The sequence below is a fragment of the Streptomyces sp. NPDC054849 genome, from assembly GCF_053610945.1.
This window is the reverse complement of the sequence record NZ_JBSGZI010000044.1, coordinates 29,691-48,437: the sequence shown is the minus strand read 5'-3', so window position 1 is coordinate 48,437 and position 18,747 is coordinate 29,691. Positions and strand designations below refer to the sequence as shown.

The window sequence follows — 18,747 nt, the reverse complement described above, 5'->3', positions numbered from 1 at the left end:
ACCGATGATCTCCGCACTGACGCGGCTGGCCGACTGGTCGGCCAGAACACCCAAACGGCTCTGGCTGATCGCGTTCGCGCTGTTCTTCGCGCTCACGGGCTCCTGGTCCGCCGCCAGCCCCCTTGGCAGCTCCCCCGACGAACACGCGCACTTCATCCGTGCCGCAGCCGTCGCCCGGGGACAGATCGGCGGACCCCAGGTGATGGTCCCGCACACGGTGGCGGGCATCGAGGGGCAGTTCGCCGAGACCGGGGTGCAGCTTCCGGAGTGGTACCGCAACCTGCCCACGGTGCACGAGTGCTACTCGTGGCGGGAGTCGAAGCCCGCGTCCTGTGCGCCGTCGCTCGGCACCTCCGAGAAGACCGTGCAGACCACCACGGCGGCCGGCCGCTACCACCCGGCCTACTACCTGGTGACCGGCTGGCCGAGCCTGCTGGCCGAGGGCCCCAAGGGGCTGTACCTCATGCGCTTCATGTCGGCGCTGCTCTGCTCGGCCCTGCTGGCCAGCGCGGTGGTCACGGCCGCCGAATGGCGCCGCCGCTCGCTGGCGATGCTCGGCGTGCTCGCCGCGGCCACGCCGATGACGCTGTACATGTCCGGCATGGTCAACCCCAGCGGCGGCGAGATCGCCGCCGGGATCCTGGTGTGGACGGCCCTGCTGTCGATCGTGCTGTCGCCCGACCCGGTGCTGCTGAACCGCCGGCTCGCCCGGCTCGGCGTCGGCGGTCTGGTACTGATCAACATCCGGCCGCTCGGACTGATCTGGTTCGGCGGGGCGGTCGTCTTCTGCCTGTTGCTGACGCAGCGGCGCGGAGTGCTGGGATCGGTGGTGCGCCGCAAGGCACTGTGGCTCTGGACGGCCCTCCTGGGCGTGGCGACGGCCGGTGCGCTGCTCTGGGCGGCGAGGCATCCGGACAACTCGAAGATCGACATCCCCGACTCGCTCACCTCGGGCTTGGCCGCGAAGAAGACCCTCGGCAACACCGAGGTGTACATCAAGCAGATGCTCGGGTTCTTCGGATGGCTGGACACCCCCGGCCCGGCCCTCATGTATCTGGTGTGGACGGCGGTGCTCGCGACGCTCGTGGCGCTGGCGCTGGTCTACGGCCGCAAGCGCGACGTCGTGGCCGTGCTCGGCATGCTCGTGGCCGTCGTGATGGTGCCGGTGGCCGCGCAGGCCTCGCAGGCGGAGCGGATCGGCATGGTGTGGCAGGGCCGTTACCTGCTGCCCTTCGCCGTCGGCCTGCCGCTGATGGCGGTGCTGATCTGCGCCACGCGCGCCCCCGAGCGAGGCCTTCCCTGGCGCCGGCTGGCCGGCTTCTGCGTCGCAGGCCTCGCGCTGGCCGACGTGGCGGCGTTCTACTGGACGCTGCGCCGGTTCACCGTCGGCACCGGCGGTTCGTGGGTGGCGACGCATGCGCACTGGGCCCCGCCCGGCGGCTGGGTGCTCTGGACCGGCGTGTACGCGGTGGCGGCCCTCACCGTCGTGGTGCCCGCCCTCGCCTCGGACCGCACGACCGCCGCGCCGCAGCTCCCGGACCTCGGCACCCCGCGTTCGGGCCGCCACTCGCGGGTGCCCGAGCCCGCCTGACGTACCGGTCAGACGGCGGGGGCGACTTCGGCGGTCACCACGGACGGCGTACGGTCGTCCGCCTCGGCCAGCAGGGCGCCGCCCGGCGCCCACACGGCCGCGCGGCCGCAGCCGGTCCACGGGCCCGCCGGGCCGACGTGGTTGGCGAGGACCACGTACAAGCCGTGCTCCCGGGCGATCCCCGGGTACACGGTGGCGCGTTCGCGGATCCCGTCGCCCGTCCCGTACAGGGAGCTCGCCAGGTGGACCCGGCAGCCGTCGGCCGCTCCCCGGCCCGGCAGGTCGGGGAAGTGGTTGTCGTAGCAGATGCCCAGCGAGAAGCGGATCCCCCCGAGCGCGAAGCGACCGTCGCCCTCGCCGGGCTGGAAGACCTCCTGCTCGTGCCGGAAGAGGTGCTGCTTCTCATACGTCGTCATGTGCGCGCCGTCCGCGCCGTACACCAGCGTCGCGATGGCCGGCCGCGGGCCGCCGGTGGGCAGGGCGACGCTGACCACGGTGGCGATCCCGGCGGAGCGCAGCGGATCCAGGCGGGGGTCGTCGGCGGCCGTCCACAGACCCGGATCGGCGGCCAGCGCGGCCGGCTCGTACCCGGTGAGCGTGAACTCGGGGAAGACGACCAGCTCGGCGCCCTCCTCGCGGGCCACGGCCGTGAGGGCGGCGGCCCGCGCGGCGTTGGCGGGGACATCGGCGGGAACGCAGGTCATCTGCGCTGCGGCGATCCTCACGTGCTCGGCGGGGTGGGGCGGCCCGGGGCCGGTGAGACGGTCACCGACTCGATCACGACGTGGTGGTCGGAGAAGGCCGTGTCGGTCACCGTGCACCAGCGCCGGGTCTCGCTGCTGAAGAGGTAGTCGATCTTCCCGCCGAAGGAGTGCGTGGCCCGGCCGGTGCGCGGTGAGTCCGTCTGCTCCTGGTCGCACTCCTGGTAGCCGGCGGCGTCGAGGCCGCGGCCGGTGGAGTAGAGCCCTGCCGGCCACACCCAGGCGTCCCTGGTGTTCGCGGCGTCAGGGGACAGCGCGTTGAAGTCGCCCCCGAAGACCGTCCGGGGGAAGGTGTCCACGATGGCCTTGATCTCCGCGAACTGGTCGTCCCGGTAGTCCCAGTCCGGGTGGTCCGGGTTGCTGCCCAGGCGCGCCGCGTGGACAGCGCACACCCGCACGCTCCAGGAGACCGCCGTCGCGCACTGGAAGGGGCTCTGCTGGCCGACGTACGGCTGCGTCACCGGGTACTCCCGCGCCTCCGCCATCGGGCCCTTGACCACGATCGCGGTTCCGATGCGGTCGGCCCGCCCGTCGTCCTCGCCGCAGCGGCTGTTCCACTTGCCGGCGGCTCCCTGCGACCACCGGTACGGGGCGAAGCTCTTGTTCCAGCCCGGGCCCAACTGGCCCATGAGTGCGGTGAGGTCGTCCTCGCACACCTCCTGGAGCAGTGCGACCTGGACGGAGTCGTTCTGGACGTGGTGCCTGACCACGTCGATCTTGTCCTGCGGCGTGCCGGTGCCCCCGCAATGCCAGGTGGAACGCTGCGAGCCGCACATGTTCCAGGACATGACCTGGAGGTCTCCCGCTCCGGCGGCGACGGCCGACGGCGTCCCCGGGCCGGCGGCGAGCAGCAGTGCGGTCAGCGCCCCGGCGGTCGTCTTCGCCCATCCGGACATTCCCATGGAGGACCCACCCCTCTCGTCGGACCTTGTCGATGATCAAGGTATCCGGCGGGCCGACGGGGTCAGCCGGGGGCCCCCGGGCCCCGCAGGAGCGTCAGGAAGGAGCGGAAGGCGGCCGGCATGTCCACCGATTCCGGGGCCAGCAGCCACTGATACTGCAGGCCGTCCATGACCGCCGTCAGCAGGGGGGCCGCCTGTTCCGGGGTCAGGCCCGAGGGGAGGCGGTCGCCGAACTCGGCGCGCAGCACCGCCGCCATCTCCGAGCGGACCTGTGCGTAGCGCTCGGTGAAGAACTCCCGCGCCGGGTGTCCGTCGGTGACGCTCTCGCCCAGCAGCGCCGAGAAGGTCTGCACGATGCCCGGCCGCATGGCGTTGTAGTCCACCAGCGAGGCCAGCAGGTCCAGCCGCCAGGCGCCGGCCGAGGCGCGCGAGCCGCCGCCGGTGTCCCAGCGGTCGCGCTCCTCCAGCACGGCGACCAGCAGGGCCTCCTTGGTCGGGAAGTAGTGCAACAGCCCCTGCTGGGTCAGGCCCACGCGCTCGGCGACCGTGCTCAGGGACGCACCGCGGTAGCCGCGCTCCGCGATCACCTCGACGGCCGCGCGGACGATCTCCCCGCGGCGCTCCTCGCTCCTCGCCCTGACCATCGCCCGGCACCCCTTCCCTTTCACTCCCGCCAGCAGGACCGTACGGCATCCAAAGGTCACGAACAGATCACAAACCCTACCGTTCAACAGGCAACAGGTCCACGATGAGGGTCACCGCACCGCACCGCACCGCACCCGCACTCGCACCCGCACTCAACGAGGAGGCACGGCCGTGACCGATGCCGATCAGGTCCGCGATCAGATACGCAACGACGCCGTGGAGGCGGCGCTGGGGAAACTGGACCTCGACACGAAGGCCCGCCTGCTGGCCGGCCACGACATGTGGTCCCTGCCGGCCGTCCCCGGCATCGGGCTGCAGTCCCTGGTCATGTCGGACGGCCCCATCGGAGTCCGCGGCGTGCGCTGGACCGCCGACGACCCGTCCATCGCCCTGCCCTCCCCGACCGCGCTCGCCGCGGCCTGGGATCCCGAACTCGCCCGGCACGCCGGCCGGCTCCTCGCCCAGGAGGCCCGCCGCAAGGGCGTCCACGTCCTCCTCGCACCCACCGTCAACCTGCACCGCTCCCCGCTCGGCGGCCGCCACTTCGAGTGCTACTCCGAGGACCCCCACCTCACCGGCGCCATCGGCAGCGGCTACGTGACCGGCGTCCAGGAGGGCGGGGTCGGCACCACCGTCAAGCACTTCGTCGGCAACGACGCCGAGACCGACCGGTTCACCGTCGACGGCGTCATCGCCCCGCGCCCGCTGCGCGAGCTCTACCTGGCGCCCTTCGAGGCCATCGTCGCCAACGCCCACCCCTGGGGCATCATGACCGCGTACAACCAGGTGAACGGCACGACCATGACCGAGCACCGGTACCTGGTGAACGAGGTACTGCGCGGCGAATGGGGCTTCGACGGCTTCAACGTCTCCGACTGGATGGCCGCCCGCTCCACCACCGGCGACATCGAGGGCGGCCTCGACGTGGCCATGCCCGGCCCCACCACCGTCTACGGACTCGCCCTCGCCGAAGCCGTCCGTGCCGGGGAGGTCCCCGAGTCCGCCGTCGACGAGGCCGTCCGCAACGTCCTGCGCCTCGCCGCCCGCGTCGGCCTCCTGGAGGGCGCCCCCGCCGTCGTCGAGGCCGCCCCGGCCCCGATCGACGGCCAGGCACTGGCCCGCGAACTCGCCGCCCGCGGCTTCGTCCTGGTCAGGAACCAGGCAGTGCTGCCGCTCGACGCGACGGCCGGCGGTACCGTCGCCCTCATCGGGGCCGCCGCCCGCGACGCCCGCGTCCTCGGCGGCGGCAGCGCCACCGTCTTCCCCGAGCGGGTGGTCTCCCCGCTCGACGGCCTCACCGCGGCCCTCCCGGACGGGGCCCTGACCTACGCCGTCGGCGCCGACCCCTCCGACGAACCCACCCCCGCCGACAAGGGCTTCGCGCTCCGCGCCGTCTGCCGCGACGCCTCCGGGGCGGTCCTCGGCGAGGGCAGTCTGCCGTCCGGCCAGGTCCAGTGGATCGGCGACGACCTGCCCGCGGGTGTCACGTACGAGGCCATGGCGAGCATCGAGGTCACAGGGACGTTCCTGCCGCGCGAGAGCGGGGAGCACGCCTTCGGGACCCGCGGACTCGGCGCCTTCACCCTCTCCGTCGGCGGCCGGACCCTCTGGAGCGGCGTCCAGGAGATGGGCGACGAGGCCGATCCCTTCGAGGCCTTCTTCGGCGCCCCCTGCGAGCGCGCCCGCGTCACCCTCGCCGAGGGTGAGCCCGTCGAGGTGTCACTGACCTACCAGGTCCCCGACGTGACCGCGCTGCCGCTCAAGGCGATCATGTTCTCGCTGCTCCACCTCGGTCCGCAGCGCGACGCCGACGAGCTGATCGCCGAGGCCGTGGCGGCCGCCCGCGCCGCCGACACCGCCGTCGTGGTCGTCGCCACCACCGAGCGCGTGGAGTCCGAGGGCTTCGACCGGCGCGATCTCAGGCTCCCGGGGCGCCAGGACGACCTGGTGCGCGCCGTCGCCGCCGTCAACCCGAACACCGTGGTCGTCGTCAACGCCGGTTCGCCGGTGGAGCTCCCGTGGCGAGAGGACGTCGCCGCCGTGCTCCTGACCTGGTTCCCCGGGCAGGAGGGCGGGGCCGCGCTGGCCGACGTACTCTTCGGCGACGTGGAGCCGGGCGGGCGGCTGCCCACCACGTGGCCCGCCCGGTACGAGGACGCGCCCGTCACCGAGGTCGTCCCCACCGACGGGCGACTGGAGTACCGCGAGGGGCTCTTCATCGGCTACCGGGCGTACGAGAAGCACGCCGTCGCCCCCGCCTACCCCTTCGGGCACGGCCTCGGCTACACCGACTGGGCGTACGAGTCCCTGGAGGCGACCGCCGACACGGTCCGGGTCCGCGTCACCAACACCGGCACCCGGCCCGGCCGCGAGGTCGTCCAGGTCTATCTGGCGCCCGTGGCCGACGGCGTGGAGCGGCCGGCGAGCTGGCTCGCCGGCTTCGCGGGCGTCGCGGCGGGCCCCGGCGAGACCGTCGAGGCCGAGATCGCCCTGCCCGCCCGGGCCTTCGAGATCTGGGACGAGGAGGCCCGCGGCTGGCGGCGGATCGGCGGCGCCTACGAGGTCCGCGCGAGCCACGCGCACGGGGACACCCGGCTGACGGCGACGCTCGACGTGGCGTGACACACCGTATGGCCGGAAATCACCCCTGAAAAGCCGGTCCGGGGGCGGGCCCTGACACCCGCCTCCGGACCTTCGCGCACACGAGCGTCAACGCAGCGGCTCGGCCGCCGTCACCTGGCGGTGCGCCAGTTCCGCCAGCCGCGCCTGACCGTCCTTGCCCGGATGGAACCAGTCCCAGCGACTCAACTGCTCCGCCGCGAAGGGGTACTGGAACACCGCGCCGCCGTCGTAGCGGCACAGCGCGTCCTTCGCGCAGACCTGGCGCAGCACCTCGTTGTACTCGACCACCCGCGCCCGCACCTGCTCGCGCCGGGCCGTGGCACCCGTGGTCGCCGACAGCGGATCCGCCAGCATCGACTGACAGATGCCCAGCTTCCAGATCTGCCGGATCATCGGGCTGTCCTTGCCCTGCTCCCACAGCCGTTGAAGGTCCGGCACGCTGGAGACGTACACCTGGGAGGCGGGGGAGGCGGCCCGCAGATCCGCGAGGGCCTTCTCGAATCCGGCCCGGAACTCCGCCACCGGCGTCATCGTCGAAGCCGTGGGCCGGCAGGCGTCGTTCGAGCCCACCATCACCGTGACCAGGTCGGGCTTGTGTGCGGCGGCCGAGGCGAGCTGACCCGGCAGGTCCGCCATCCGCGAGCCGGTCACCGCGTAGTTCCAGCTGCGGGTCGGCGCCTCGGCGACCCCGAGCAGCCGGATGGCCAGCGAGCGGACCGAGGGGTCGTTCCCGGTGGCCCAGGAGGCCTCGGGGCAGTCGGCCAGCACCGAACAGGCGTCGAAACCGCGTGTGATGGAGTCGCCCACGGCAGCGATCGAGGCGGGCGCCGTGTTCCACCGCGGCGCGGCCTGCGCCCCGCGATCGCCCCGGTCGCCCGACCCGCCCGCGCTGCACCCGCCCACGGCCCCGGCCAGCAGCACCACCGCCGTGCCCGCGCCCGCGAGAGTACGGCGTGCGCGGCGGCGCGGAGCGGTGGTGCGCATGGGAAGGACGCCTCCTTGTGGCCCCCGCGTCGTTCGGGGGGTCCTGGTGAGTGAAAGCTGTGTGATGACGGGCTTCGGAGCGACCGTACGTCACACCATGACCCCTGGCGCACGGTAGCTTTTTCCCGTGGCGTTTCGGCCGCAGGTCCCGTAGCGCAATGTCAAATAATTTCCGTTACATTACATCACGTCACATACTGTCCGTTTTCTGGAGTTTATTCCCGACCTCGTCCACCACTGGAGGTCCCGGTGACGACACGTGGAGTTCTGTACGTGCATTCCGCACCGCGCGCGCTCTGCCCGCACGTGGAATGGGCTGTTGCGGGCGTGCTCGGGGTGAGGGTGAACCTCGACTGGATCAGGCAGCCCGCCTCCCCGGGCACCTGGAGAGCCGAGTTCTCCTGGCAGGCCGAAGCGGGCACCGCCTCGAAACTCGCCTCCGCGCTGCGCGGCTGGCACCTGCTGCGCTTCGAGGTGACCGCGGAGCCCTGTCCGAACGCCGAGGGCGAGCGCTACAGCTCCACCCCGGAGCTCGGCATCTTCCACGCCGTCACCGGCATGCACGGCGACATCCTGATCCCGGAGGACCGGCTGCGCGCCGCCCTCGCCCGGTCCGCACGCGGCGAGACCGACCTGGAGGCGGAGATCGCCAAACTGCTCGGCAAGCCCTGGGACGACGAACTGGAGCCCTTCCGCTACGCGGGCGAGGGCGCCCCCGTGCGCTGGCTCCACCAGGTCGTCTGAGTCCAGGCCCCACGCAGAAGGCCCACCCGGCATCACCCGGGTGGGCCTTCTGCGGTGTACGGACGACGCACACCGTGACCGTCGGTCGAGCAACCGCGCTAGACGCTACGGAACGCCAGGGTGACGTTGTGTCCGCCGAAGCCGAAGGAGTTGTTGATCGCGGAGATCGGGCCGTCGGCCGGCAGCTTGCGAGGCTCGCCGCGCACGATGTCCGCGTCGATGTCCTCGTCGAGCTCGTCGACGTTGATCGTCGGCGGGGCCAGCCGGTGGTAGAGCGCCAGCACGGTCGCGACGGTCTCGATACCGCCCGCGCCGCCCAGCAGGTGACCGGTCATCGACTTGGTCGCGGAGATCGCGATGTGGTCGAGGTCGTCGCCCAGCACCTTGCGCAGAGCCTTCAGCTCGGCCGTGTCACCCTGCGGGGTGGACGTGGCGTGCGCGTTCAGGTGGACCAGCTCGGCCGGGTCGAGACCCGTGTTGTCGAGCAGGTTCTGCACCGCGGCAGCGACACCGCGACCGGTCGGCTCCGGCTGCGCGATGTGGTGGCTGTCCGCGGACAGGCCCTGGCCCAGCACCTCGCAGTAGACCCGGGCTCCGCGCGCGGCGGCGTGCTCGGCGGACTCCAGGATGACGACGCCCGCGCCCTCGCCCAGGACGAAGCCGTCACGGCCCTTGTCGTACGGGCGCGACGCCTGCTCGGGGTTCTCGTTGTTCTTGGACATCGCCATCATGTTGGCGAACGCGGCGATCGGCAGCGGGTGGATCGCCGCCTCGGTGCCGCCCGCGACGACCACGTCGGCGCGGCCGGTACGGATCATCTCGACGGCGTAGCCGATGGCCTCGGCGCCGGACGCGCAGGCGCTCACCGGAGTGTGCACGCCCGCCTGGGCGTTGACCTCCAGGCCGACGTTGGCCGACGGGCCGTTCGGCATGAGCATGGGGACGGTGTGCGGGGAGACCCGGCGCACACCCTTTTCCTTCAGTACGTCGTACTGGTCGAGCAGAGTGGTGACACCGCCGATGCCGGAGGCGATCACGGTGCCCAGGCGCTCGGGTGCGATGGACGCGCCCGCCGCGTCGGCGGCTGATGTCACCGTGCCGGCCGGGGCGGTGTAGCCGGCGTCGGCCCACGCCTCACGGGCCGCGATGACGGCGAACTGCGCCGAGCGGTCCAGCTTGCGGGCCAGCGGCCGGGCCAGGACCTCGCTGGGGTCCACGGCGACCGGGGCGGCGATGCGTACCGGGAGTTCGGCGAAGCGCTCACCCTCGAGGGGCTTTACGCCGGAACGGCCGGCAAGCAGACCTTCCCAGGTCGAAGCGCTGTCGCCACCCAGCGGAGTGGTTGCGCCGATACCGGTGACGACCACGGTGCGATTGGTCGGGCTCACAGGAATTCTTTCTCCACGTCTCAGGGGGTGCTGAATTGTCACGGCGCCACCGCCAGGTGGCGACAAACGCTCGTCAGGCTCAGGCCTGGTGCTTGAGGATGTAGTCCGCGGCGTCGCCGACCGTCTTGAGGTTCTTGACGTCCTCGTCCGGGATCTTGACGTCGAAGCGCTCTTCGGCGGCGACGACGACCTCGACCATGGACAGGGAGTCGACGTCGAGGTCGTCGGTGAACGACTTCTCGATCTGGACGTCCTCGGTCGGGATACCGGCGATCTCGTTGACGATCTCCGCGAGACCCTCGACGATCTCTTCCTGCGTGGCGGCCATGTGGCGCTCCTTCTCTGGGTAACGGGGTAAAGCAGACCGGGATGTGGATCCGGGCCCTAGGGGAGGGTAACGACCGTCGCGGCGTAGACGAGTCCCGCCCCGAAGCCGATGACGAGCGCGGTGTCGCCGCTCTTCGCCGCTCCGGTCGCCAGGAGCCGCTCCATAGCGAGCGGGATCGAGGCGGCCGAGGTGTTGCCGGTGGTCTCCACGTCCCGGGCGACCGTGACGTGCTCCGGCAGCTTCAGAGTCTTCACCATCGAGTCGATGATCCGCATGTTTGCCTGGTGCGGAATGAAGACGTCCAGGTCGTCCGCGGTGATCCCGGCGGCGTCGAGCGCCTGCTGGGCCACCTTGGCCATCTCGAAGACGGCCCAGCGGAAGACCGCCTGGCCCTCCTGGGTGATGGCCGGGAACTTCTCGCCGCCGTCCCTGCCGAGGTACTCGTCCCACGGCACGGTCTGCTTGATCGTGTCGGACTTGTCGCCCTCCGAACCCCACACCGTGGGGCCGATGGCCGGCTCGTCCGAGGGGCCGACGACCACGGCGCCGGCGCCGTCGCCGAACAGGAAGGCCGTCGCGCGGTCCTCCAGGTCCGTCAGGTCCGAGAGCCGCTCCACGCCGATGACGAGGACGTACTGCGCCGAACCCTCCACGACCATGCCCTTGGCAAGGGTCAGACCGTAGCCGAAACCGGCGCAGCCCGCGGAGATGTCGAAGGCCGCGGGCTTGACCGCGCCGATCCGGTGCGCGATCTCGGTCGCGACGGCCGGCGTCTGCTTGAAGTGCGAGACCGTCGAGACGATCACGGCACCGATCTGCTCCGGGGCGACACCGGCGTCCGCCAGCGCCTTCCCGGAGGCCTCAACCGACATCGCGGCGACCGTCTCCTGGGGCGAGGCCCAGTGGCGGGTCGCGATGCCGGAACGGGAGCGGATCCACTCGTCGGACGAGTCGATGGTCTCGAGGATGACCTCGTTGGGCACCACGCGGGTCGGCCGGTAGCCGCCGACGCCGAGGATGCGGGCGTACGGGGAGCCCTTGGCCGGCTTGATCTTGGACATGCTGTGTGGGCTCCTTCTCTCAGGCCGTCAGTTCGGCGATGAGCGCCGCGGCCTTGTCGAGATCGTCCGGGGTCTTCAGAGCCACGCTCGGTACGCCCTTGAGCGCGCGCTTGGCCAGACCCGTCAGGGTGCCGCCGGGGCAGAGCTCGATCATCCCCGTGACGCCCAGCTCGGCGAACGTCTCCATGCACAGGTCCCAGCGGACCGGGTTCGCGACCTGGCCGACCAGGCGGGCGACGACGTCGGCGCCCGTGGTGACGACAAGGCCGTCCTTGTTCGAGACGTACTTCAGCGCCGGGTCCGCCGGGGAGAGGGCCTCGGCCGCCTTCGCCAGCGTCGCGACCGCGGGGGCCATGTGGTGCGTGTGGAAGGCGCCCGCGACCTTGAGGGCGACGACCTTCATGGAGCCTTCGGGCTTCTCGGCCTCCAGAGCGGCGATCTGCTCCATGGTGCCGGCGGCCACGATCTGGCCCGCGCCGTTGATGTTGGCCGGGGTCAGGCCCAGCTTCTCCAAGTGCGCGACGACGACGTCGCGCTCGCCGCCGAGGACCGCGGCCATGCCGGTCTCGGTGACGGCGGCGGCCTCGGCCATGCCCAGACCGCGGGTCCGGACGAACGACAGCGCGTCGGCCTCGGACAGGACGCCGGCATAGGCGGCGGCGGTGATCTCACCGACGCTGTGGCCCGCGACGGCGCCGAAGGCAGAGGGGGAACCCAGTGCCGAGGCGGACAGCAGACCCGCGGCGACCAGCAGGGGCTGGGCCACGGCCGTGTCGCGGATCTCGTCGGCGTCAGCGTTCGTGCCGTAGTGGGCAAGGTCCAGCCCGATGGCGTCCGACCAGGCGGCGACGCGGTCGGCGGCACCGGGAAGGTCGAGCCAGGGAGTCAGGAAGCCGGGCGTCTGAGCGCCTTGGCCGGGAGCGACGAGTACGAGCACCCTCACACTCTCTCTTGTGGATGGTCCCTGCCGCCCGTGGGGACAGGGACGAAGAACCGTCGGGGTAATTGTTGATGTCCGACAAAAGTCTAGGACTGAGGATCGCCGTCGGCCAGACGCCCCAGAATCAGGGCGATCCGCAGCGTGAACGCCGAACGGACATCGGAAGGCGACCATCCGGTGACGTCGGTCACACGTCGGAGCCGGTAGCGCACCGTGTTGGGGTGCACGAACAGCATCCGAGCTGCCCCTTCGAGGCTGCTCGCCTGCTCCAGGTAGACGCTGAGCGTTTCCAGCAGCGCCGACCCCGCCTCCTCGAGCGGTCTGTAGATCTCCTCCACCAGTTGTTCCCTGGCGGCGGGATCGGAGGCGATCGCGCGTTCCGGGAGGAGATCGTCCGCCAGGACCGGCCGCGGAGCATCCTGCCACGCCGTGCAGGCCTTCAGGCCCGCCGCCGCGGCCTGCGCGGACTTCGTCGCGTTCAGCAGGTCGGACACCACCGGGCCGGCCACCACCGGACCGGCCGCGAACGGGCCGATCAGGGACTTGGCGACCTGCATCGGGTTGTCGCTGCCGCCCGCGATGACGACCAGACGGTCCCCGAGCACACCGGTGAGGACCTGGAGCTTGTGGTGGCGGGCCGCACGCCGGATCGCCTCGACCGTCAGCTCGCTGTCCCCCTCCGGAGCGGTGCCGAGCACCACGCACACGTGCTCCGGAGAGTTCCAGCCCAGCGCCGCCGCCCGGGACAGCGCGCCCTCGTCGGCCTCACCGGACAGCACCGCGTTGACGACCAGGGACTCCAGGCGGGCGTCCCACGCGCCGCGCGCCTCGGCGGCCTGCGCGTACACCTGGGCGGTCGCGAAGGCGATCTCCCGGGCGTACACCAGCAGCGCCTCGCGCAGGATCGACTCGTCACCCGGCGCCGCCACCTCCTCGATCGCGGTCTCCATGACCTCGATCGTCGTGCGGACCATCTCGACGGTCTGGCGCAGGGTGATCGCCCGGGTCAGCTCGCGCGGAGCCGTACCGAAGACGTCGGTGGAGATCGCCTGCGGAGTCTCCGGGTGCCGGAACCACTCCGTGAACGCAGCGATGCCGGCCTGGGCGACCAGGCCGATCCACGACCGGTTCTCGGGTGGCATCGCCCGGTACCACGGCAGGGTCTCGTCCATGCGCGCGATCGCGTTGGCGGCGAGCCGCCCGGAGGACTTCTCCAGTCGGCGCAGCGTCGCGGTGTGCGGATGGGCGGGAGCGGGATGCGCGGGATGGGTGGCGGGCGAATGCTCACGTTCGGGTTGGGGCACGGGACAAGACTGCCTTATCGGGAAGGCTGTGCGGAGTCCGGTCCCGTGTCCGCGCCGCGCCCGGCCGCATCGCCGGGGCTACCGTGGCCCCCATGATTGATGTACGCCGCGGCGCCGACCGGTACGAGGGCGGGGACCCGGCCGCCGGGATCACGACCCGGCACGCCTTCTCCTTCGGGTCCTTCTACGACCCGGACAATCTGCGCTTCGGCCCCGTCCTCGCCTGCAACGAGGAGACTCTCGCCCCCGGCGCCGGCTTCGACGAGCACCCGCACAGCCACACCGAGATCGTGACCTGGGTGGTCGAAGGCGAGCTCACCCACCAGGACGGCACCGGCGAGAAGACCCTCCTCCGGGCCGGGGACGTCCAGCGGCTCAGCGCCGGATCCGGCGCGCGGCACGTGGAGCGCAACGACGGCGAGGGGCGGCTGCGCTTCGTGCAGATGTGGCTCGCGCCCCTCGCCGCGGGCGGCGAGCCCTCGTACGAGGTGGTCCGGGGCCTCTCCGACGCCACACCCTACGAAGTTCCGGCGGCGGGCGCCGTGCTGCACGTGCGGCGGCCCGGCGCGGGCGAGCGGATCGCACTGCCGGCGGCGGAGCGGGTCCACCTGCACGTGGTACGCGGGGACCTGCGCCTGGACGGGGTGGAGCTGGGCCCCGGGGACTCGGTGCGGATCACCGCCGAGCGGGACCTGAAGATCACCGCCGGGTCCCCGGGGGAACTGCTGATCTGGGAATTCTCCTCTTAGCGCGAGGCCAGCTCGGCCAGCACCGCGTCCGTGAAGGGGGGCCAGGCCGCGACGGCCCACGGGCCGAAGGCGCGGTCCGTCAGTGCCACGCACGCGGCGCCCGCGTCCGGGTCCACCCACAGGAAGGTGCCGGCCTGGCCGAAGTGGCCGAAGGTGCGGGGCGAGGACGTGGCGCCCGTCCAGTGCGGGGACTTGCCGTCGCGGATCTCCACGCCGAGCCCCCAGTCGTTGGGGGACTGGTGCCCGTACCCCGGCAGGACGCCCTTGAGCCCGGGGTGGACCACGGAGGTGGCCGCGGCGACCGTGCGGACGTCGAGCAGCCGGGGCGCCTGCAGTTCGGCGGCGAACCGCAGGAGGTCGGAGACGGTGGACACGCCGTCCTTGGCGGGCGAGCCGTCCAGGGTGGTCGACGTCATGCCCAGCGGCTCGAACACGGCCTGGTGCACGTAATCCGCGAAGGGGATGCCGGTGGCCTTGGCGATGTGATCGCCGAGCACCTCGAAACCGGCGTTCGAGTACAGCCGGCGCTCTCCGGGCGGGGCCGACACGCGGTGCTCGTCGAAGGCCAGGCCGCTGGTGTGCGCGAGCAGGTGACGGACCGTCGACCCCTCGGGGCCGGCCGGCTCGTCCAGCTCGATCGCCCCCTCCTCGTACGCGACGAGGGCGGCGTACGCGGCGAGCGGCTTGGTGACCGAGGCCAGCGCGAAGCGGTGGTCCACCGGCCCGTGGGAGCCGACCAGGCTCCCGTCGGCGCGTACGACGGCCGCCGCGGCGGTCGGCGCCGGCCAGGTCTCGATGATCCGCAGGCTTTCCATGCCGTTGCCGGGTTCCATGCTGTCCATGCGGCCGAGCCTACTTGCTTGGAGTGCACTCAAGGGTTTTAGCGTGGGGCCCATGAGCCAGAGCCTGACGCAGACGCGGTACACGATCAGCGAGGTCGAGGCCCGGACCGGTCTGACCCAGCACACCCTGCGCTGGTACGAGCGGATCGGTCTGATGCCGCACGTGGACCGTTCCCACTCGGGGCAGCGGCGCTTCACCGACAAGGACCTCGACTGGCTGGCCTTCGTGGGCAAGCTGCGCACCACCGGGATGTCGGTGGCGGACATGGTCCGCTACGCCGAACTGGTCCGCGAGGGCGAGCACACCGTCGAGGAGCGCCGCGAGCTGCTGGAACGGACGCGCCGCGACGTGCGGGCGCGGCTCCACGAGCTGAGGGACGCACTCGGCGTACTGGACTACAAGATCGACCTGTATGCGATGAAGACGGTCGCGGGGAAGGCACACCGATGACGGAGCACGACACCACCCACACCAACGACCCCATCCACACCACCCAGGCCCTCGGACGGGCCGAACTGGGCAAGGGCGGCCCGCCGGTCGGCGTCCAGGGCCTCGGCTGCATGGGCATGAGCGAGTTCTACGGGGACACCGACGAGGCGACCGCCCGCCAGACCCTGGACGCGGCGCTGGCCGCAGGGGTCACCCTCTTCGACACCGCGGACGTCTACGGGCGGGGGCGGAACGAGGAGTTCCTCGCTCCGTTCGTGGCCGCCCACCGCGACGAGATCACCCTGGCGACGAAGTTCGCCATAGAGCGCAACGACGACCCCCACTACCGGGGCGTCCGCAACGACCGCGCCTACCTGCGCCGGGCTGTCGAGGGCAGCCTGCGCCGCCTCGGCGTGGACGTCATCGACCTCTACTACATGCACCGGCGCGACCCGGCCGTGCCGCTCGCCGAGTCGGTGGGCGCCATGGCGGAGCTGGTGCAGGAGGGGAAGGTGCGCCACCTGGGGCTCAGCGAGGTCACCGGCGCGGAGCTGCGCGAGGCGTACGCCGTGCACCCGATCGCGGCCCTGCAGTCGGAGTGGTCGCTGTTCAGCCGGAACGTGGAGCGCAGCGCGGTGGGCGCGGCGGCGGAGCTGGGCGTGGCCCTCGTGCCCTACTCCCCGCTCGGCCGGGGATTCTTGACCGGGTCCTTCACGGACGCGTCCGCGGAGCTGTCGCAGGACGACTTCCGCCGCCACCAGCCCCGGTTCACCGGCGACAACGCCAAGGTCAACGCGGCGCTGCTGGCCCCGGTCCGGGAGGTCGCGCAGGAGCTGGGCGCGACCCCGGCACAGATCGCGCTGGCCTGGGTGCAGCAGCGGGCGCAGGTGCACGGGCTGACGGTGGTCCCGATCCCGGGCACCCGCAGGCCTGCCCGCCTGCGCGAGAACACCGCGGCCGCCCGGATCACCCTCTCGCCGGCGCAGCTGGCCCTGCTGGAGCCGATCGCCGCCCGGGTGGTGGGGGACCGCTACCCGGACATGACCTTCACCTCGGAGGCCCGGGAGGCGTAACCCGCACCTCGGGGGTGCCGTTGCGGCACCTTTCACCAGCCGGCCAGGCAGGGGACAGGTGCAAACCCGCTTCCCGGTCAGGCGTGTTGACGGGCCTGGGGCGGGCTTTCGGATCGTGCCGGGCAGCGTGGGCCCGGCAAGGTCCGAAAGACGCGCCCTAGCGGGTCTCCGCCCGGAAGCGGTCCAGCAGCGCCGCGTACTCCGCGTCCGTGAGGAGCCCCGCGCTGTGCAGTTCGCCCAGGTGCCGCAAGCGGTCGCTTCCGGTGCGCGCCGGCGCCGGGACGGAGCCCGCGGCGACCGGGGCGGTGACCTGTGCGGTGACCTGCGCACGGCCGCGCACGGCGGCGAGGACGGCCGCGGCGAAGGGGAGCGACTCGTGCACCGCCCCGTAGCCCGTGCCGAAGACGGCCGCCGCGAGGTCGTGGTCCGGGCGCGGGTCCGCCGGGGTCTGCCGGGGCTCCCGCAGCAGCAGCCGCAGGTGGCCGCCGGGGCTCTCCGGGGAGTTCCACTCGACGCCGGTGACGGCGGCCAGCGGGAAGCGCTGGTCGCCCGCCTTCCACTTGGTGCCGGTGGCGCCGGTGCGCGACCAGTGGAAGGTGATCGCCGAGCCGTCGAAGTCCACCCGGGCGTCGTACGCCTTCAGCTGGGCCGACGGCTGCGGCACGTCGACCAGGAACCGTTCGGCCGGCTCGGAGGCGTCCGGCCCGAGCCGGGAGCGCAGGGCCTCGGCGAACGCGGCGGCGTGCGGCGCCCGCTCGCCCGGCAGCACCAGCCGGTACGGGTCGGCGCTCTCCTTCAGCTGCCCCGCGGCGGCCTCCATCAGCGGATCCGCGCCCGGCCGCGGGGCGGCGCGCAGCACCACCGTGTCCCGCTTCCCCGCGGTCACGGTCACCGTGGACACCGCTTCGAGGGGGATCCGGCGCGGGCCCAGGGCGTGCAGGAGTCTCGGCGTCCTCGGCGTTCTTATCCCCCGTGCGAAGCGGATGAGCACCGAGTCCGAGTCGAACTCCCAGACGGCATGATTTCCGGCCAGTACGTCACCCATGCGGCACATCGTAAAGGGAGCGGCCCCCGGACGTCCCCCTCGGTGCAGGGCCCGTTTTCCGTACCTCTACGCGCGTCAGTCCTGCTCTGTCCCGGAAATTCCACGCCGGCAGGCGTCGTCGCCGGTCGCGCACACAACGGAAGAGAACCCACCGGTTCCGATTTTGGCGAAGTTGTCCACTGAGTCGGTTCCTGGCGCGAAATAGCCGGTGTGACTCCGGGCCCTGGCCGAGGACAGCAGCCGCGCGCCGAATGCGGGGGACACCGGATCGGCACCGTGGCCCAGCCCGCCGACCTCCAGATGCGGTACGTCCGCGATCCAGTCGCCCTCGTCGCGCGTCGCCCAGACCCGCGCCGAGGTGTGCAGCCCTTCGACGTTCTCCGCGCGCATGCCGGGGCTGCCCGCCACCACCACGTCCGTCACCCGCTCCGGCAGCTCGCGCGCGGCGACCCCGCACACCACCGATCCGTAGCTGTGGCAGAACAGCGCCACGCTCGCGTCCCCGGGCAGGGCGGCCGCCAGGGATTTCAGCCGGGCGGCGCCGTCGAAGGCCATACGGCCGGTGGCGGCGTCCATGCCGACCCCCACGGGCGCGGTGTATCCGGCCCAGGCGATGACCGCCGTCCGGCGCTCCGGGTCGGCCGCTCGCTGGGCCCCGTACAGGGACTCGGCCATGCCGACGGGGGAGGTCAGGCGGCGCTGGGTGCGCTCGAAGGTGATCAGGTCGGTGTCGACGCCGGGGACGATCACCGAGATCCGTTCGGCATGCTCGAGGTCGCCGAAGACCTCGGCCACGCGGCCGCCGCCGGTCGGGTCGAAGGCGAGGATCCGCCGGCCGGGCTCGGAGAGCGAGGCCAGGCGATGGGAGCGGCGGCCGGCCGCCTCCCGGTCGGCCGGGGTCAGGGCGACATCGCGGCTGCGGGCCTCCTCGACCATGCGTGCCTGCTGCAGACCACGCAGGTTGGCGCGGTAGCGGATGGCGGCGGGAGCCCCGTCGAGGTTGCCGACGACGAGGGGGTAGCCGTCGGCGAGCCGGGCCCGCTGGGCGCCGTCGAGGCCGGCGAAGAAGCGTGCCACCGTCCGTACGGGAGCGTCCGCGGGCGGCACCGGGCGGCCGTCGATCCGGGCCTTGGACCAGGAGGCGAGCGCGGTCGCCCGCAGCGGGGTTCCCCCTTCGGGCCGGTGCACGGCCGTCCAGCCGGTGGTAGCCAGCATGACGAAGACCACCGCCAGCGCGAGCAGGGCGCGCAGGGCGGCAGGGCGCGGGTCGGCGCCGGGGGCGGGGGGGTGGGCAAAGCCGGGCAGATTCACTGAGACCAGCGTAGGAGACCGATTCCG

The 18,747-nt window shown here is 72.4% G+C and carries 18 protein-coding genes; 6 read left to right on the top strand and 12 right to left on the bottom strand.

The genetic code is table 11. The features are described 5' to 3' along the window. Positions 1 to 4: 4 nt before the first annotated feature. Positions 5 to 1,591 (top strand): DUF2142 domain-containing protein, encoded by a 1,587-nt coding sequence (locus tag ACWGIF_RS20400; RefSeq protein WP_453499237.1) that lies wholly within the window; start codon positions 5 to 7, stop codon positions 1,589 to 1,591. 8 nt (positions 1,592 to 1,599) lie between these two features. On the opposite strand, the gene ACWGIF_RS20395 is transcribed toward ACWGIF_RS20400, so the two are convergent. The 3 genes from ACWGIF_RS20395 to ACWGIF_RS20385 form a co-directional block, all read right to left on the bottom strand. Further along, complete coding sequence (locus tag ACWGIF_RS20395; RefSeq protein WP_453499235.1) at positions 1,600 to 2,316, bottom strand: carbon-nitrogen hydrolase family protein; 717 nt, start codon at positions 2,314 to 2,316, stop codon at positions 1,600 to 1,602. Further along, positions 2,313 to 3,254: an endonuclease/exonuclease/phosphatase family protein gene (locus ACWGIF_RS20390; protein WP_453499233.1), complete on the bottom strand. Its 942-nt coding sequence runs from the start codon at positions 3,252 to 3,254 to the stop codon at positions 2,313 to 2,315. The genes ACWGIF_RS20395 and ACWGIF_RS20390 overlap by 4 nt, the downstream gene beginning before the upstream one ends. A gap of 62 nt (positions 3,255 to 3,316) precedes the next feature. After that, positions 3,317 to 3,898, bottom strand: coding sequence for a TetR/AcrR family transcriptional regulator (locus ACWGIF_RS20385; protein ID WP_453499231.1), 582 nt, complete (start codon positions 3,896 to 3,898; stop codon positions 3,317 to 3,319). A gap of 172 nt (positions 3,899 to 4,070) precedes the next feature. Here ACWGIF_RS20385 and ACWGIF_RS20380 point away from each other — a divergent pair, with 172 nt between their 5' ends. Beyond that, a complete protein-coding gene (locus ACWGIF_RS20380) occupies positions 4,071 to 6,521 on the top strand; it encodes a beta-glucosidase (protein ID WP_453499229.1) in 2,451 nt (816 codons plus the stop codon). Between the two features lie 87 nt (positions 6,522 to 6,608). On the opposite strand, the gene ACWGIF_RS20375 is transcribed toward ACWGIF_RS20380, so the two are convergent. After that, positions 6,609 to 7,505 carry an SGNH/GDSL hydrolase family protein gene (locus tag ACWGIF_RS20375; protein ID WP_453499227.1) on the bottom strand — a complete coding sequence of 299 codons (897 nt, stop codon included), beginning with the start codon at positions 7,503 to 7,505 and terminating at the stop codon, positions 6,609 to 6,611. A gap of 249 nt (positions 7,506 to 7,754) precedes the next feature. Between ACWGIF_RS20375 and ACWGIF_RS20370 the strand changes: the two genes are divergently transcribed. Continuing rightward, positions 7,755 to 8,249 (top strand): DUF3145 domain-containing protein, encoded by a 495-nt coding sequence (locus ACWGIF_RS20370; protein ID WP_052875531.1) that lies wholly within the window; start codon positions 7,755 to 7,757, stop codon positions 8,247 to 8,249. Between the two features lie 98 nt (positions 8,250 to 8,347). Here ACWGIF_RS20370 and ACWGIF_RS20365 read toward each other — a convergent pair whose 3' ends face one another. The 5 genes from ACWGIF_RS20365 to ACWGIF_RS20345 all read right to left on the bottom strand — a co-directional run bounded on the left by ACWGIF_RS20365 (position 8,348) and on the right by ACWGIF_RS20345 (position 13,270). Further along, positions 8,348 to 9,637 (bottom strand): beta-ketoacyl-[acyl-carrier-protein] synthase family protein, encoded by a 1,290-nt coding sequence (locus ACWGIF_RS20365; RefSeq protein ID WP_453499225.1) that lies wholly within the window; start codon positions 9,635 to 9,637, stop codon positions 8,348 to 8,350. 79 nt (positions 9,638 to 9,716) lie between these two features. Further along, the gene (locus tag ACWGIF_RS20360; protein ID WP_326590969.1) at positions 9,717 to 9,965 is read right to left on the bottom strand and encodes an acyl carrier protein; all 249 of its coding nucleotides are present in this window, start codon (positions 9,963 to 9,965) and stop codon (positions 9,717 to 9,719) included. Positions 9,966 to 10,021: 56 nt separating this feature from the next. After that, the gene (locus tag ACWGIF_RS20355; RefSeq protein WP_453499223.1) at positions 10,022 to 11,026 is read right to left on the bottom strand and encodes a beta-ketoacyl-ACP synthase 3; all 1,005 of its coding nucleotides are present in this window, start codon (positions 11,024 to 11,026) and stop codon (positions 10,022 to 10,024) included. Between the two features lie 19 nt (positions 11,027 to 11,045). Continuing rightward, the gene (locus ACWGIF_RS20350; protein WP_453499221.1) at positions 11,046 to 11,963 is read right to left on the bottom strand and encodes an ACP S-malonyltransferase; all 918 of its coding nucleotides are present in this window, start codon (positions 11,961 to 11,963) and stop codon (positions 11,046 to 11,048) included. An 89-nt stretch (positions 11,964 to 12,052) separates the two neighbouring features. Then, the gene (locus ACWGIF_RS20345; RefSeq protein WP_453499219.1) at positions 12,053 to 13,270 is read right to left on the bottom strand and encodes a PucR family transcriptional regulator; all 1,218 of its coding nucleotides are present in this window, start codon (positions 13,268 to 13,270) and stop codon (positions 12,053 to 12,055) included. Positions 13,271 to 13,362: 92 nt separating this feature from the next. Between ACWGIF_RS20345 and ACWGIF_RS20340 the strand changes: the two genes are divergently transcribed. Further along, positions 13,363 to 14,019, top strand: a complete 657-nt coding sequence (locus tag ACWGIF_RS20340; protein ID WP_453499217.1) for a pirin family protein — start codon at positions 13,363 to 13,365, stop codon at positions 14,017 to 14,019. On the opposite strand, the gene ACWGIF_RS20335 is transcribed toward ACWGIF_RS20340, so the two are convergent. Next, positions 14,016 to 14,834: a serine hydrolase domain-containing protein gene (locus ACWGIF_RS20335; protein WP_453499268.1), complete on the bottom strand. Its 819-nt coding sequence runs from the start codon at positions 14,832 to 14,834 to the stop codon at positions 14,016 to 14,018. The two genes, ACWGIF_RS20340 and ACWGIF_RS20335, sit on opposite strands and share 4 nt — an antisense overlap. 79 nt (positions 14,835 to 14,913) lie before the next feature. Between ACWGIF_RS20335 and ACWGIF_RS20330 the strand changes: the two genes are divergently transcribed. Both ACWGIF_RS20330 and ACWGIF_RS20325 read left to right on the top strand, forming a co-directional pair. After that, positions 14,914 to 15,312, top strand: coding sequence for a MerR family transcriptional regulator (locus tag ACWGIF_RS20330; RefSeq protein ID WP_453499215.1), 399 nt, complete (start codon positions 14,914 to 14,916; stop codon positions 15,310 to 15,312). Next, positions 15,309 to 16,364: an aldo/keto reductase gene (locus ACWGIF_RS20325; protein WP_453499213.1), complete on the top strand. Its 1,056-nt coding sequence runs from the start codon at positions 15,309 to 15,311 to the stop codon at positions 16,362 to 16,364. Before ACWGIF_RS20330 ends, ACWGIF_RS20325 begins: the two co-directional genes overlap by 4 nt. Positions 16,365 to 16,521: 157 nt before the next feature. Here ACWGIF_RS20325 and ACWGIF_RS20320 read toward each other — a convergent pair whose 3' ends face one another. Further along, positions 16,522 to 17,409: a DUF4429 domain-containing protein gene (locus ACWGIF_RS20320; RefSeq protein WP_453499211.1), complete on the bottom strand. Its 888-nt coding sequence runs from the start codon at positions 17,407 to 17,409 to the stop codon at positions 16,522 to 16,524. A 75-nt stretch (positions 17,410 to 17,484) separates the two neighbouring features. After that, a complete protein-coding gene (locus tag ACWGIF_RS20315) occupies positions 17,485 to 18,624 on the bottom strand; it encodes an alpha/beta hydrolase (protein ID WP_453499266.1) in 1,140 nt (379 codons plus the stop codon). Positions 18,625 to 18,747 lie beyond the last annotated feature (123 nt).